The organism is Trichlorobacter lovleyi (genome assembly GCF_015239775.1).
Taxonomy (GTDB): Bacteria; Desulfobacterota; Desulfuromonadia; order Geobacterales; family Pseudopelobacteraceae; genus Trichlorobacter; species Trichlorobacter lovleyi_B.
The window spans coordinates 2169687-2184488 of record NZ_CP058409.1 but is presented as its reverse complement, the minus strand read 5'-3'; the positions used below and the strand labels follow the sequence as shown (position 1 = coordinate 2184488).

General features: G+C 58.7%; 14 protein-coding genes. All 14 read left to right on the top strand.

Annotated elements, in window-relative coordinates:
• Positions 1 to 4: 4 nt before the first annotated feature.
• Complete coding sequence (locus FY034_RS10050) at positions 5 to 1921, top strand: fumarate reductase/succinate dehydrogenase flavoprotein subunit (RefSeq protein WP_265550106.1); 1917 nt, start codon at positions 5 to 7, stop codon at positions 1919 to 1921.
• A complete protein-coding gene (locus tag FY034_RS10045) occupies positions 1921 to 2676 on the top strand; it encodes a succinate dehydrogenase/fumarate reductase iron-sulfur subunit (protein ID WP_265550104.1) in 756 nt (251 codons plus the stop codon). The genes FY034_RS10050 and FY034_RS10045 overlap by 1 nt, the downstream gene beginning before the upstream one ends.
• A gap of 104 nt (positions 2677 to 2780) precedes the next feature.
• Positions 2781 to 3605: a CRISPR system precrRNA processing endoribonuclease RAMP protein Cas6 gene (gene cas6 / locus FY034_RS10040; RefSeq protein WP_265550102.1), complete on the top strand. Its 825-nt coding sequence runs from the start codon at positions 2781 to 2783 to the stop codon at positions 3603 to 3605.
• A gap of 283 nt (positions 3606 to 3888) precedes the next feature.
• A complete protein-coding gene (locus FY034_RS10035; protein ID WP_265550100.1) occupies positions 3889 to 4740 on the top strand; it encodes a polysaccharide deacetylase family protein in 852 nt (283 codons plus the stop codon).
• On the top strand, positions 4722 to 5384 hold the full coding sequence (locus FY034_RS10030; RefSeq protein WP_265550098.1) for a glycosyltransferase family 2 protein: 663 nt from the start codon (positions 4722 to 4724) through the stop codon (positions 5382 to 5384). The genes FY034_RS10035 and FY034_RS10030 overlap by 19 nt, the downstream gene beginning before the upstream one ends.
• An 11-nt stretch (positions 5385 to 5395) precedes the next feature.
• Positions 5396 to 6778 (top strand): radical SAM protein, encoded by a 1383-nt coding sequence (locus tag FY034_RS10025; protein WP_265550096.1) that lies wholly within the window; start codon positions 5396 to 5398, stop codon positions 6776 to 6778.
• Positions 6778 to 7686 (top strand): lysophospholipid acyltransferase family protein, encoded by a 909-nt coding sequence (locus FY034_RS10020; RefSeq protein ID WP_265550094.1) that lies wholly within the window; start codon positions 6778 to 6780, stop codon positions 7684 to 7686. The genes FY034_RS10025 and FY034_RS10020 overlap by 1 nt, the downstream gene beginning before the upstream one ends.
• On the top strand, positions 7679 to 7936 hold the full coding sequence (locus FY034_RS10015) for a phosphopantetheine-binding protein (protein WP_265550092.1): 258 nt from the start codon (positions 7679 to 7681) through the stop codon (positions 7934 to 7936). The genes FY034_RS10020 and FY034_RS10015 overlap by 8 nt, the downstream gene beginning before the upstream one ends.
• Positions 7937 to 8080: 144 nt before the next feature.
• Positions 8081 to 9367: a B12-binding domain-containing radical SAM protein gene (locus FY034_RS10010; protein WP_265550091.1), complete on the top strand. Its 1287-nt coding sequence runs from the start codon at positions 8081 to 8083 to the stop codon at positions 9365 to 9367.
• On the top strand, positions 9364 to 10644 hold the full coding sequence (locus FY034_RS10005; RefSeq protein WP_265550088.1) for a B12-binding domain-containing radical SAM protein: 1281 nt from the start codon (positions 9364 to 9366) through the stop codon (positions 10642 to 10644). Before FY034_RS10010 ends, FY034_RS10005 begins: the two co-directional genes overlap by 4 nt.
• Entirely contained in the window at positions 10641 to 12068 is a 1428-nt protein-coding gene (locus tag FY034_RS10000) for a B12-binding domain-containing radical SAM protein (protein ID WP_265550086.1), read from the top strand. Before FY034_RS10005 ends, FY034_RS10000 begins: the two co-directional genes overlap by 4 nt.
• The gene (locus FY034_RS09995) at positions 12065 to 12913 is read left to right on the top strand and encodes an ACP S-malonyltransferase (protein WP_265550084.1); all 849 of its coding nucleotides are present in this window, start codon (positions 12065 to 12067) and stop codon (positions 12911 to 12913) included. Before FY034_RS10000 ends, FY034_RS09995 begins: the two co-directional genes overlap by 4 nt.
• Positions 12910 to 13341: an acyl-CoA thioesterase gene (locus tag FY034_RS09990; protein ID WP_265550083.1), complete on the top strand. Its 432-nt coding sequence runs from the start codon at positions 12910 to 12912 to the stop codon at positions 13339 to 13341. The genes FY034_RS09995 and FY034_RS09990 overlap by 4 nt, the downstream gene beginning before the upstream one ends.
• Positions 13338 to 14720, top strand: coding sequence for a lipid biosynthesis B12-binding/radical SAM protein (locus FY034_RS09985; RefSeq protein WP_265550081.1), 1383 nt, complete (start codon positions 13338 to 13340; stop codon positions 14718 to 14720). The genes FY034_RS09990 and FY034_RS09985 overlap by 4 nt, the downstream gene beginning before the upstream one ends.
• The last annotated feature ends 82 nt before the right edge of the window (positions 14721 to 14802 follow it).

Genomic DNA, 14802 nt, shown 5'->3' with positions numbered 1-14802 from the left:
ACACGTGATACTCGATGGTAAATGTCCAACCGGACCAATTCAACAGAGCTGGGACAAGCACCGCTTCGATCTGAAGCTGGTTAACCCCGCCAACAAGCGTAAATACAACATCATCATGGTTGGTACCGGCCTGGCCGGTGGCGCTGCCGCAGCCTCTCTCGGAGAGCTCGGCTACAACGTACAGGCTTTCTGCTATCAGGACAGCCCCCGTCGCGCACACTCGATCGCTGCACAGGGCGGTATCAACGCTGCCAAGGCCTACCCGAACGATGGTGACTCGATCTATCGTCTGTTCTATGACACCATCAAGGGTGGCGACTTCCGTGCCCGTGAAGCGGACGTCTGGCGTCTTGCCCAGGTCTCCAATAACATCATCGACCAGTGCGTAGCCCAGGGTGTGCCGTTTGCCCGTGACTATGCCGGCTATCTGGATAACCGCTCCTTCGGTGGCGCCCAGGTTTCCCGTACGTTCTACGCTCGTGGTCAGACCGGTCAGCAGCTGCTGCTGGGTGCCTACTCTGCCCTGGCACGTCAGATCAAGGCCGGTACCGTAAAGATGTACACCCGCCGTGAAATGCTTGACCTGGTGGTGATTGACGGTGTTGCCAAAGGGATCACCGTACGTAACCTGGTTACCGGTGAAATCGAAAGCTATGCTGCTGACGCAGTCTGTCTTGCAACCGGCGGCTATGTGAACGTGTTCTACCTCTCAACCAACGCCATGGGGTGCTCCGTAACGGCAAACTGGGCAGCTCACAAGAAGGGCGCCTTCTTTGCCAACCCTTGCTACACCCAGATCCACCCGACCTGCATTCCGCAGGCCGGTGATTATCAGTCCAAGCTGACCCTGATGTCCGAATCCCTGCGGAACGACGGCCGCTGCTGGGTTCCCAAGAAGAAGGAAGATTGCGGCAAGCATCCCAATGAGATTGCTGAAGATGACCGTGACTACTATCTGGAGCGCAAGTACCCCTCCTTCGGTAACCTTGCCCCCCGTGATATCGCCTCCCGTGCTGCCAAAGAGCAGTGTGATGATGCCCGTGGTGTTGGACCTGGCGGCCGCGGTGTCTACCTTGACTTCTCCACCGCCATCAAACGTGTCGGCGCTGATACCATCAAGGAACGTTACGGCAACCTGTTTGAGATGTATGAGAAGATCACCGATGAAGACGGCTACAAGCGCCCAATGCGTATGTATCCTGCTCCCCACTACTCAATGGGCGGTCTCTGGGTTGACTACAACCTGATGAGCAACATCCCCGGCCTGTTTGTACTTGGTGAGGCTAACTTCTCGGTACACGGCGCAAACCGTCTGGGTGCTTCAGCCCTGATGCAAGGCCTGGCTGACGGTTACTTCGTCATTCCGTACACCATCGGTGGTTACCTGGCCGGCGTGAAGCCTTCCGGTACCTCTACTGACAATCCTGAGTTCAAGAAGTCCGTTGAAGAAATCAAGGCTTACGGCAATAAGTTGCTCAACGTAAACGGCAAGAAGACCGTTTCAGAGTTTATGCGTGAGCTTGGTGGACTGATGTGGGAAAACTGCGGTATGGCCCGTTCCGATGCCTCACTGAAGATAAACCTGGAGAAAATTCCCGCCCTGCGTGAAGAGTTCTGGAAGAATGTCAAGGTTACCGGTACCGGTGCCGAGTTTAACCAGGATCTTGAAAATGCCGGACGTACCGCAGACTTCCTTGAATTTGCAGAGCTTATGTGCCGTGATGCCCTGCATCGCAACGAGTCCTGTGGTGGTCACTTCCGGACCGAGTACCAGACAGACGACGGCGAGGCACAACGTGATGACGCCAACTTCTGTTATGCAGGCGCCTGGGAGTTCAAGGGTATCAACAACGAGCCTGAACTGCACAAGGAGCCCCTCAAATTCGAGAACGTCCATCTCGCCGTAAGGAGCTACAAATAATGAGCGATCACAAGACCATGACGATTAACCTTGTCGTGTGGCGCCAGAAGAACGCTAACGACACTGGAAAATTTGAAAACTACACTGTCAAGGGGATCACTGAGCATCACTCCTTTCTGGAGATGCTCGACGTCCTGAACGAGGACTTGATCAAGGCCGGCAAGCAGCCGGTGGCCTTTGACCATGACTGCCGCGAAGGTATCTGTGGTATGTGCTCACAGGTTATCAACGGTATGCCCCACGGCGGCCAGGAGCGTACTACCGTATGCCAGCTGCATATGCGTAAGTTCCACGATGGCGACACCATCTACATCGAGCCGTGGCGTGCCCGTGCATTCCCGATCGTGAAAGACCTGGTGGTTGACCGCGAGGCCCTGGACAAGATCATTCAGGCCGGCGGTTACACCTCCTGCCACACCGGCGGTGTTGCCGATGGTAACGCCATCCTGATTCCAAAGCCTGCTGCAGATGAGGCAATGGATGCTGCCGAGTGTATCGGATGCGGTGCCTGCGTGGCTGGTTGCCCCAACGGTGCGGCCATGCTGTTCACCGGTGCCAAGGTCTCCCAGCTGGCTGTGCTGCCCCAAGGCAAAGTGGAAGCCAAGGCCCGTGTCACGAACATGGTCCAGGCCATGAAGGACTGTGGCTTTGGTAACTGTACCAACCACTATGAGTGTATGGCTGCCTGTCCTAAGGGGATCAACGTCAAGTTTATCGCCCGGATGAACAGGGAGTATCTCAAGGCCCAATTTTAATTGTGTCTGATGGATGATGGAGTAAAGGGGCGACCGGCAACGGTCGCCCTGCTTTATTTATGGACCTGAATCTCGTTACCCTACAGCTGACATTGTCATCGGAAGTGCTCGCAAAGCTCACGCAGCTGCTTGGCAGTGCCCTGCGGTTTGAAGCTGCGCTACGTGCCCTGGTCTGCAACCGGCATGACCGGGAGTGTGCAGGCTGCCCTCAAAACGGGATCTGCAGTTTTACGCTGCTCTGTGGCCGTCAGCTTTCCTCAGACCCTGAGATGGTCAGGATCTATCAGCGGCCGGGGGTGCCATTTGTTCTGGGGCCACCGCAACAGACAGAATCAGGACAGGTTGAGCTGAGCCTGGTCCTGCTGGGGCCGGCCATTCATCAGGTCGCACTGTTTGTACAGGCTGTTGAGCAGTCGCTTGGTGCTGTTGGTCTGCATCAGGTCTCTGTCTGCGACTATCAGAACCTGCGGCGTATCCTGCCTGACTTCTCATCCCGCAGCCTTGCCGGCATACCGGTCCTCTCTGTTGCCACCATGCTTGATCTCGCAACACCCCGCTTTGCCTCCTGCCGGCAAATCCTGATTACGATTACCAGTCCGCTCCGAATGATGCATCAGGGGCGTGAACTGAACCGCTTTGAACCCGGACTGTTTGTCAAGGCGGTTTTGCGCCGGATCTCGTCCCTGACGGCCTATTACGGCACAGGCGCTGACCCCGATCTGTTTCGCAGGTATGCACAATCGGCTGAGCGGTTTCGTCTGTTGTCCCAAAGTGTGCAACAACAGGGCCGGCGTGGCGTGTCTGGTCGTTTTGTACTGGAAGGCCCCTGCAATGAACTGGGCCCCTTGCTGAGCCTGGGGGGGCTGCTGCATCTCGGCAAGGGGGCTGCTTACGGGAATGGAGCCTTTACGGTCTCCCCCGTGCCATGACGGCACCGGGTGGTGCTCGGGCCCCGCATCCTGCACTGGCCTAGTGACATGGTGAAACATTGTATTCTGACGTTCCGCTGTCATGATGGCCGTCCTGCCCTGCTGAGTCCACGTGTCCGCATACTGCCCTGAACGTTCAGCTGTGCAGCAGATGCAAGCCAGCCCATGTACCGGTTAACCGTCAGCTGGCAGGCTATTCAACGCCAGGTTCCTGCTGCTGCGGGCAGCCTGTTTGTTGCATATACTTATTGAGTACCTTTCGATAATCAGGTATTAAATTCGGATGTTAAATTCAGGATCGCCAGAATCCGTCTGCCACAGCCTGACCGTTGACGTTGAGGACTGGTACCACGTCTGTGGAGCTGAGATTCTGCCGGACTATCGCAGGCAATCACGGGTTGTTGCTGCCACCCGGAGCCTGCTGGAGCTGTTACGCGGGCAGGGCAGCAGGGCGACCTTTTTCATGCTTGGTGAGGTGGCAGATGCTTTTCCGGAGCTGGCCCCTGCAATTGTTGCCGATGGGCATGAGCTTGCCTCCCATGGCTGGTCGCATCGCCTGGTTACCGGGTTGACCCCGGCTGAATTCAGGTCTGAGCTTGAACGTACAGCTGCCGTGCTGAAGCATCAGACCGGCTGTACGCCGCTTGGTTTCAGGGCACCCCGCTGGTCTCTGGACAGACGCAAGACCCCCTGGGCCTTTGAAATCCTGAAAGAGCTCGGCTACCGTTACGACAGCAGCCTGACACCGCTTGCCGCCATCGGCGATCCGAACGGACCGCGGGTGCCGCATCTGATTATGACGTCACAGGGGAGCATCTGTGAGTTCCCGCCGTTGGTTGCGCAATCCCTGCTGGGGAATCTGCCGGTCGGAGGGGGCTGGGGCTTCAGGGCGTTTCCCTATGGGATGATTGAGCGTGCCTTACACAGCTGTCAGCTGGCAGGGGTGCCGGGAGTGCTGTTTGTGCATCCCCGTGAGTTGGATCCCGACAGCCCCCGCCTGTCACTACCCCTGTTGCGCGGCTTTCTGGCGTATGGCCCCCGCGCCGGTTCTGAAGCTCGCCTGAAAAAGCTGCTGACGAACCATACCTTTAAACCGTTAGTGGAGTTGCTTGAATCGTGTCCCCCTGTATCCTGATACCAGCCTATAATGCTGCCGCTACACTCAGGGAGGTGGTGCTGGAATCACTGGCGCAGGGCTACCCGCTTGTCGTGGTTGATGATGGTTCCACTGACGCCACAGCGGAAACCCTTGACGGGCTGCCGGTAACCCTGTTGAGCCATCCGGTTAACCGGGGCAAGGGGGCTGCCCTCAAGACCGGTTTTGCCTGGGCACTCCAGCAGCAGTATGAGGGAGTCGTCACCCTTGATGCCGATGGCCAGCATGATCCCGGCGCCATATCACGGTTACTTGCTGAAGCTGACAAAAAAGGTTATGATTGTCTTCTCGCATCCCGGCACAGTCAATTTGAAGAAATGGCCGGGCTGCGCAAGGTCTGGAACCGTTTTGGTGTCTGGTGCATCCGTAAACGGACCGGATTTGAAATTACCGATAGCCAGTCCGGTTTTCGTTTTTACCATGCCAGGCTGCTGCGTGCGGTGAGGCTTGAAAAGGATGGCTATGATCTGGAGATGGAACTGCTGGTGAAAGGCTGGAAGGCCGGTTTCAAGATCGGTTCGCTGCCGGTTCCGGCACGGGTTGCCGACGGCCGGGCCACCAGCCATTATCGTCCGGTGCAGGATACCTGGAATATCTGTATGACATTCCTGAGATACATGTAGAGAGGCGGCCAATGCTGCAGTCACTGAAGACATATACTCGTGATAAAGTCGTATCCTATCTGTTGAATATGGCGACCAGCTCATCTGATGAAACCCTGATCAAGATGACCCACCTGATGGAGATGATCCCCAAGAAGGATTACTATCGGGATCGAATCCGCTGGATCCGCAACCTTGTGCAGCAGAAGCACCCCTCCATTGAGTTCCCGCGCCGGATTCTGAAGGAGCTGCACCCCAATCAGCGCGACAAGTGGATCACCAACCTGGCGATCAATCATCTGCTCTCGGGCACCAACAAACGTAAGGAATGGGCTGATACGAACGGTTTCTACCCACCATCCACCGTGGTCATCTCGGTCACCATGCGCTGCAACCTGTCCTGTTACGGCTGCTACGCCGGAGACTACAACAAGTCCCTTGAATTGACCCTGGACGAGATTGATGGTGTGCTGACCCAGATGAAGGAGATGGGGATCTACTTTGCGGTGATCTCCGGCGGTGAGCCGTTCTTCATGGAAGGCATTTTTGAGCTGTTTGAAAAGCATAGCGACATGGCCTTTTTGGTCTTTACCCACGGCGGACTGATTGATGATACCCTGGTGCAGCGTCTGATTGCGGTGGGTAACGTCATGCCGGCCTTCTCGCTGGAAGGGTATGAGCAGGAAACCGATGAACGGCGGGGTGCCGGTCATTTCAAAAAGGTGATGAACGCCATGCGACTGTTGCGGGAGAACGGACTCTCCTTCTGCGGTTCCTTTACCCATTCCAGCAAAAATACCGGCATCATCACCGATCCGGCCTATATCGACTTCCTGCTGGAACAGGGGGTGTTTGCACTCTGGCTGTTCTCCTACGTGCCGGTGGGCAGAGAACCGGACCCAGCCCTGATGCCATCGCCGGAACAGCGTGACCAGCTGCGGCGGGCAACGGTTCAGTTCCGGGCCAGCAAGCCGATGCTGTTTGTTGATTTCTGGAATGACGGTCCGATGATCTCCGGCTGCCTGGCTGCCGGGCGTAAATACCTGCATATCAATGCCAGCGGGGATATTGAACCGTGTGTTTTCTGTCATTTTGCCGTGGATAATATCCGGCGGACCAGTCTGAAGGATGCCCTGGGCTCGGCACTGTTCCGTAAAATCCGTGAAAAACAGGGGGAGCATGACAACCTGTTGCGTCCCTGCATGCTGATTGACCATCCGGAAAACGGCCGTGAATTTTTTGAGAGTGAAGGGGCCTATCCGACCCATGCCGGAGCAGAGGAGATCTTTACCGGCCTGGCCGACCAGATGGATCAGTATTCGCGCAGCTATGGCGAGATCGCTGACCAGGTCTGGGAAGAGGAGTTCAGGGAACATCCGGCCTTTAATAAAAAGAACGGAACCCGTAACGGATAATGTCGCTTTACAGCAGTCTCAACCTGTTCTTTATCAAGCTGTTTACCATGCTGGTGCCCCGCTGGCTGCATGCCCCCTTTGCCCTGTTCTGGGGGACACTGTTTTACCTGCTGACACCGCGGCAGCGCCGTGGCATGCGGGCAAACCTGCGGATAGTGACCGGCAGGCGGCAGGTTGAGAGCCTGCTGATTGCCAGTTACTACAAGTATGCCCGGAACTGGTGTGATGTGATGCTGATGATCCAGTTGCGGGGCAGCCGTCTTCAGGCCCTGATCGGCCAACGCAGTTCCGGCAAGGCGCTGGATGATGCCCTTGCCAAAGGCAGCGGCGCGATCCTGGTCTCGCCCCATTTCGGTAACTGGGAACTGGGGGGACTTGGCCTGGCGGATCTGGGCTACAAGCTGCATGTGATGACCTTTCCCGAGCCGGATGCAAAGGTCAACCAGCAGCGGGAGCAGGTGCGCACAGAACGGGGTATCGGCGTGATCTATGTTGACCGCCATGACACCTCGCCTCTGGCCGTGATTGAGGCGGTTAACGCCCTGCGGCGCAACGAGATTATCTGTCTGATCGGTGACCGCGACGGCTCCTCCAACACGGTTCAGCTTGATTTTTTCGGTCAACCAACCGATATTCCGGTTGGTGCGGCCTATCTGGCCATGGCCACCGGAGCCCCGGTCCTGCCGGTGTTTGTCCCGCTTCTGCCGGATGGCCGCTATGCAACGCTGATGGATGAGCCGATCGTCTTTCAGGGCGGCCACGGCCACCATCGCCAGTCAATCAAGGCCGGTATGGAGCAGCTGGTCGCTGTCTTTGAACGCTATATCCGGCAGTATCCGGATCAGTGGTACAATTTTTTTGAATTTTGGGCTGACACTTCCCGCAAGAAAAGGATAGCAGATGAGTGATGAGTTGATTCCGAAGGTAAAACAGATGATTATCGACGCCCTGCGGATTGAGGGGATGTCTGCAGATGAGATTGACAGCGATGCTCCCCTGTTCGGTGAAGGATTGGGACTAGATTCCATCGATGCCCTGCAGCTGGTGGTGGCGATGGAGAAGGAGTTCGGGGCGGTGGTGCCCGATGCCGCCACCGGCACCAAGGTCTTTGCCTCTGTGCGGGCCATGGCAGCCTATATTTCAGATAACCAAAAATAATGCCGATTCCATTTCGAGGCCCTCTCTGCGCTGGCTCGTCTTCGGCTCCTCGACGTACTGCCGTGTACGCCTGTGTCGCCGGATTTCTCGCCGCCTTGCTATGATCCTCGAATTGAAATCGGCGTACACTCTTCGAGCGCTCTGATGAAAATTCTTTTCCTCTCTCCCGGGTGGCCCAAAGGCCGGTTGTGGGGGGAGCTCGGCTTCAAATTTCCCACCCTGTCGCTGGCATCCCTGGCCGCGGTGACCCCGCCTGCCTGGGATGTTGCCTTTCATGATGACGCCATCCGTGCCACGGACCTTGCCAGCGATGCCGATCTGATTGCCCTGACAGCCATGACCGCCCAGGCTAACCGTGCCTATCAACTGGCCGATGCCTTCCGGAGCCGCGGCAAGACGGTCGTGATGGGGGGCTTTCACGCCAGCAACCTGCCGGATGAAGCGCTGCAGCATGTGGACAGCGTGGTGGTGGGGGAGGGGGAGCTGGCCTGGCCCCAACTGCTGGCCGATTTTCAGGCCGGTCGCCTGCAGCGGATCTATCGTGCTGACGGGCTGATCGACACGGCCCTGATCCCGTCGGCCCGGCGGGAGATCTTTAAAGGTTCCGGCCACCTCTTTACCAACACCATCCAGACCACCCGCGGCTGCCCCTTTGACTGCGAGTTCTGCTCGGTCACCGCCTTTTACGGGCGCAAATATCGCAAACGTCCACTGGAACAGGTGCTGGCAGAGCTGCAGGAGCTGCGTAAGGCCAACTCGTTTGTCTTTTTTGTGGATGACAACATCGTGGCTGACCGGCGTTACTCCTTACCGCTCTTTGAAGGGATGAAGGGGATGGGGCTGAAATGGCTTTCCCACGCCCCGATTGATTTTGCCGAGGATCAGGAGCTCATGAAGGCTGCCGGTGAATCCGGCTGCGTCGGCATGTTTGTGGGGTTTGAATCCCTCAGTCAGGAATCGCTGGTGGCCATGGGTAAGGTCACCAACAAGGCCGCGTCCTACAAAACATACGCCCAGCAGTTCAGGGATCACGGCATCGGCATCCTCGGCTCCTTTGTGATGGGGTGCGATGGTGATACCCCGGCGGTCTTTGAACAGACCCTGCGCTTCTGTGAAGATGCCCGGCTTGAGGCAGCCATCTTTCCGATCCTGACCCCCTATCCCGGTACCAAGGTGCGGCAGAGACTTGAGGCTGAAGGGCGGATTATCAGCAACAACTGGCAGGATTACGACATGGAACATGTCACCTTCCAACCCAGGGGGATGACGGTCCAGCAACTGCAGGACGGCTATGACCAGGCCTGCCGCAGTTTCTATTCCTGGGGGTCCATCTACCGCCGTATCTTCAAGTTGCACCGTTCTGTCCAGGTCTTTGGTCCGATGAATATCGGCTTTCGTGCCGCCATCCGCAAAAAACGGGCAGATGCATGACCTCAAACCCCCGCCTGCTGCTGGTCTATCCTGCCACCCATAAACTGGGCTGGGTCAAACGCTTTCAATTGCCCTCCCTGTCCCTCAAGCAGGTCGCCGCTGCCACGCCGCCTGCATGGGAGGTGCTGCTGGCTGACGAGGTGCAGGAAGAGATTGATTTTGAAGGGGACTATGATCTGGTGGGGATCACAGCCATGACCCATCAGGCGGTGCGGGCCTACCAGATTGCGGATCGCTTTCGCGCACGGGGGGTGCCGGTGGTGCTGGGGGGGATCCATCCCACGGTGCTGCCGGATGAGGCGATCAAACATGCCGACAGTGTGGTGCTGGGGGAGGCCGAGCCGGTCTGGGCCGCTTTGCTGCATGATCTGCGGCAGGGACAGTTGCAGCCGTTCTATCAGGTGCTGCCGGAGGGGGACCAGTTGTCCATTCCCTGGTCGCGTCATGATTTTCTGGCACCCCGCAAATATCTGACCACCAGGACCCTGCAGGCCAGCCGCGGCTGCCCCTACAACTGTCCCTTCTGTACGGTTACGCCCCACTTCGGACGGACCTTTCGCTACCGTGAGCCGGAGGATGTGCTGGCAGAGCTGAGGAGTTTCAAGCCCGGCCTGATGGTCTTTCTGGATGACAACATCCTGGGAGATCCGGAACGGGCTAAGCCGATCCTGCGCGGGATGGCCGGTATGGGGCTGAAGTGGGGCGGACAGGCCAACCTGCGTTTTGCTGAAGACCCGGAGCTGGTCCGGCTGCTGGCTGCGTCCGGCTGTGTCGGTATCTTTGTGGGGCTTGAGTCTGTGGATGGTGAGTATGCCAACCTTCCCAAGACCGCCGGCAAGACCTCCCAATCTGACCTGATCAAGCGGATCCGGGATACCGGCGTGGTGGTGGAGGCCTCGGTTATCTTTGGATTTGACGATCATGATGCAGGAGTATTTGAGCGAACCGTGCGTTACCTGGAAAACTGTGCAGCCAGCCTGCCCACCTTTCATATCCTCACCCCGTATCCCGGCACTGCGCTGTTTTCGCAGTATCAGCAGGAGGGCAGAATGCTGCATACTGACTGGCAGCGCTATGACCATGGCCAGGTGGTGTACCGGCCCAAGCTGATGTCGCCTGAGAGGCTCTACCACGGCTGGCTGCAGGCCCGTCGTGAGGCCTACCGCTGGCCTGCCATTGCCGGACGGGTCATGCAGAGCCCCGGCAAGGGGGTCAATCTGTTGTACAACCTCTTGCGGCGGGGCGGGATTTACGGCAGGGAGGAGAAAACAGCATGAACATTCTGCTGCTGCGCCCCCATCCCGGTCATGACAAGTTCGGTCTGGGGCCGTTCTTTTGTGTTGAACCGTTGGGCCTTGAATATATCGCTGCAGCCCTGTTGCAGGACCATCATCAGGTCGCGATTGCCGACCTGCGCTTCCGCCCCGGGCTTGCCACGGTGCTGCGCCGCTCACGGCCCCGGCTGGTCGGCATCAGCTGTCTACATACCCTTGAGTTCGAGCAGGTGCTGGCAACCGCCCGTGAGGTACGGCGCCTGGCGCCGGAGGTGTTCATCATCGTGGGGGGGCATGCTGCTGCGGCCTTCTCCGGCCCGCTGGAGGACAGTGCGGTTGATGCCGTGATGGTGGAGGATGGTGAGAGCCTGATGCCGCTGCTGGCAGGCTGCCTGGAGCGGGGGGAACCGCTGGAACAGGTGTCGGGGCTGCGGCTGCGCAGACCGGACGGCTGGCAGAGTACCCCCCGGCTTGAGGAACGCCCGGCACTTGATCTGGTACCGCTGCCTGCCCGTGATCTGGTCAGGCAGTACCGCAACGGCTACCACTGTCTGCTGTTCAAGCCGGTCTGGCTGATCGAGACCGCCCGGGGCTGTCCCCATCGCTGCTCCTTCTGCTCGGTCTGGCAGCTGTACGACCGTACCTGCCGGGAACGTTCCATTGCGGCGGTGGTGGAGGATTTTGCCACCAGCGGTGACGCGGTTTTTGTGGCTGACGATCTGTTCTGGTACAATCCGGCCCGCTCCCTGGAGCTGGCTGCGGCACTTAAGCAGCGCGGGGTCTATAAACGCTGGATTCTCGTCCAGACCCGCACCGACCTGATCTGCAGAAGTGCCGAAATCATGGCGGCCTGGCGTCCCCTGGCAAAGGACTTTGACATCTTTCTGGGTTTGGAGGCGGCCAGCGACAACGGGCTGTCCGGTCTGGACAAGGACAGCGGCATCAAGGAAAGCATTGAGGCGGTGCGGATTGCCCGCGACCTCAGGTACGGCATCAACGGCAATTTTCTGGTTGATCCCGACTGGGACGAGGAGGGCTTCAGGCAGCTCTGGGGCTTTGTGGAACAGTACGGTCTGCAACGGGCCGGATTCACCATCCTGACCCCCTTGCCCGGCACCGACTATTATGGTTCCGTTGCCCACCGGACTGTTGGTCAGCCCTGGTCAAACTTTGATATGCACCATCTGCTCTGGGAACCGAGGCTGGGACCTGAGCGGTTTTTTGAGCTGTATGCCGAGACCTGGCGCCGTTCAATCCTGAATACCGCCGGTGACAAGGGGATCATGGACTGGGTCAAACAGGTGCGTCCTTCCCAGATCCCGTACATCATCCGGGTGCTGTGGCGCACCCAGCGGATGATGAAGCCGGCAGAATATATGAAGGAATACCGTGCCAGCTGCCCGGCAGGAACAGGGGGTGCCCCATGATACTCTGGGCCTTTCCCGGACAGCCGCTGCAGTGGGAACAGGGGACACCTGACGATGACGACTTCCGCGCCATCGCGGACCTTTGCCGGGAACACTGCGGCTACGACCTGATCTCCCATCAGCCGCTCGCCGGCTGCCGGCTGAGCCAGCATACCTGCCTGCAGATCTACGGTGTGGCCATGTCGCTCTACCGGACCAGAAGGCTGCACAGCGAAGGGAGCCGTCCTGCCCTGATTGCCGAGCACTCCCTGGGGATCTACGCGGCGCTGGCTGCCGCAAACAGTATCGGTGAACAGGAAGCCCTGGAGCTGGTCTGCCGGATCGGCAGCAGCATGGCCCGCATGAGCGCCACTGCCACCTACGCCCTCGGCTGTGTCATCGGCCTGCAGGCTGCTCCGCTGGAGGAAGCGGCCCGCAGCAACGGGGTGTTTGTGGCGAACTACAATACCTCCCGACACTTCCTGCTGGCCGGCCCCCGGCAGGGGATAGAGGCCGCTCTGGCAGAATGTCGGGCACAGGGCGCCTTCAGTGTCAGCAGCTTTCCCTGCGAAGCCCCGCTGCATACGCCGCTGATGGCCGAGGTGGGCGCTGATCTGGCAGCCATTGTGGCCGAATATCATTTTCGCGAACCGGCACTGCCGTTGCTGGAGCATTGCAGCCAGACCAACCTGACTGCTGCCCGCATCCCGGCTTTTCTGGTTGATGAACTGCAGCAGCCGGTCTACTGGGAGCAGACCTGGAAGGCGGCCCGTGCAGCCGGTGTTACCCGCTGCATTGAGGTGGGCAGCGGCCAGGCCCTGAGCAAGTTCAACCGCTGGATCGATTCGGAGGCAGGCACCTTGTGAGAGCCCATGAAACCACGATAACTGTCCGTTTCAACGAAGTGGATGCCTACCGGGTGGCCTGGCACGGCCATTATGTCGCCTGGATGGAGATCGGTCGCAACAACCTGTCCGGGCAGTTCGGCATTGGGCCGGATGACCTGTTGGCCCTGGGCTGTCAGGGACCGGTGGTGTCGCTTGAGCTGAAGTATCTGCGGCCTGCCCGCTTTCATGATGTCGTCACGGTTCGTACCTGGCTGGAGGATGAGGCAACGGCCATGCTGCGCTTCCGCTGTGAGATGCTGTCAGCAGACGGCCAGCGGCTGGCCAGCGGCCTGGTCTGCCATGCCCTGACTGACCTGCAGGGGGTGCTGCAGTACCGGCTTCCTGCTGAAATTGAGCAGCGGGTGGCCGCTATGCGGGCCTGGCTGGATGCAGGTGGCTGCCCATGAAGCTGCTGCTGGTTTCAGCAAACCGCGAACGCTCTCCCTATCCGGTCTTTCCGCTTGGCCTGGCCTTTCTGGCGGCTCCGCTCAAGCAGGCCGGCCACCAGCTGGCAGTGCTGGATCTCTGTTTTGAAGCCGATCCCCTTGCTGCGCTGGAGGAGGCCCTTGCTGCTGGGCAGCCTGAGGCGGTGATCATTTCGTTGCGCAATCTGGATAACGTCACCTGGCCTGATGCCCGTTCCTACCTGTCCGGCCTGACCGATCTGGTAACGGTCTGCAAGGGCCGGGCAACGGTGATTGTGGGCGGTTCAGGTTTCAGTCTGATGCCGCTGGAGATCCTGGCGTCCTGTGGTGCCGATATCGGTCTGGTGGGGGAGGGGGAGCAACAGCTGCCGCTGCTGCTGGAGCGGTTGGCCCACGGGGCTGATCCGGCTGATCTGCCCGGCGTTGTGCTGCCAGGGAAAGTTGACTTTGTCCTGCCGCAAACAGTTGCCGGAATCGGTACCCCTGACCGGGAGCTGTTTGATGTGGCCCGCTATCTGAAAGAGGGGGGCATGGCCAACCTGCAGACCAAGCGGGGCTGTCCCTTCAGTTGCAGCTACTGCACCTATCCGTTGCTGGAGGGGCAGCAGATGCGGACCCGGCCGGTGGCTGAGATCATTGCTGAAATTCGTAGCCTGGTGGATGATCACGGCGTTGACTACCTCTATTTTGTGGATGATATCTTCAATTATCCGGTCAGCTTTTGTGAACAGCTCTGTACGGCCATGGTTGAGGCACAGCTTGGCGTCAACTGGTCAGCCTTTATCAATCCGGACTTCATCACGCCCCAGCTCTTGGAGCTGATGCAGCGGGCCGGCTGTGATGCGGTTGAGTTCGGCACTGATTCCGGTTCCCCTGCCATGCTGCAGAGCCTCTGTAAATCGTTTACACTCGGACAGGTCAGGTCAGCCTCGCTGCTCTGCCGGGATGCGGGGCTGGACTTTGCCCACTACATCATCTTTGGCGGCCCCGGCGAAACTGAAGAGACCATTCTGGAGAGTTTCAGGCTGATGGATGAACTGAATCCCACCGCGGTCATCGCCATGACCGGGGTACGGATCTACCCACGTACCAGGTTGTACCGCACGGCCCTTGACGAAGGGATTATCACCACTGCAACCGACCTGCTGCAACCCACCTTCTACCTGGCTCCGGCCATCAGGGACCGGCTTTCAACCATCGTGACCGAACAGGCCATGCAGCGTAAAAACTGGATTGTGCCGGGCCTGGAGGTGAATATCAGCGATGCCATGCTGGAGGCGTTGCGGATGTTCAAGGTGCGGGGGCCACTTTGGAAGTTGCTCAAGCGGATGGGAAGAAGTAGAATCGCCCCGATGAAGTGATTCCAGTTCCAACTCAAGGCGATATCTGCGTTGGCTCGTCATCGGCTCCTCAACGTACTGCGTGTACGCCTGCGTCGCCGAA

Excerpts from the sequence above, each read along its gene's own strand:
- FY034_RS10035 (WP_265550100.1), top strand. The coding sequence starts at position 3,889 with ATGTTAAATTCAGGATCGCCAGAATCCGTCTGCCACAGCCTGACCGTT.
- FY034_RS10025 (WP_265550096.1), top strand. The coding sequence starts at position 5,396 with ATGCTGCAGTCACTGAAGACATATACTCGTGATAAAGTCGTATCCTAT.
- FY034_RS09985 (WP_265550081.1), top strand. The coding sequence starts at position 13,338 with ATGAAGCTGCTGCTGGTTTCAGCAAACCGCGAACGCTCTCCCTATCCG.
- FY034_RS10010 (WP_265550091.1), top strand. The coding sequence starts at position 8,081 with ATGAAAATTCTTTTCCTCTCTCCCGGGTGGCCCAAAGGCCGGTTGTGG.
- FY034_RS10005 (WP_265550088.1), top strand. The coding sequence starts at position 9,364 with ATGACCTCAAACCCCCGCCTGCTGCTGGTCTATCCTGCCACCCATAAA.
- FY034_RS10015 (WP_265550092.1), top strand. The coding sequence starts at position 7,679 with ATGAGTGATGAGTTGATTCCGAAGGTAAAACAGATGATTATCGACGCC.
- FY034_RS10000 (WP_265550086.1), top strand. The coding sequence starts at position 10,641 with ATGAACATTCTGCTGCTGCGCCCCCATCCCGGTCATGACAAGTTCGGT.
- FY034_RS10045 (WP_265550104.1), top strand. The coding sequence starts at position 1,921 with ATGAGCGATCACAAGACCATGACGATTAACCTTGTCGTGTGGCGCCAG.
- FY034_RS10020 (WP_265550094.1), top strand. The coding sequence starts at position 6,778 with ATGTCGCTTTACAGCAGTCTCAACCTGTTCTTTATCAAGCTGTTTACC.
- FY034_RS09995 (WP_265550084.1), top strand. The coding sequence starts at position 12,065 with ATGATACTCTGGGCCTTTCCCGGACAGCCGCTGCAGTGGGAACAGGGG.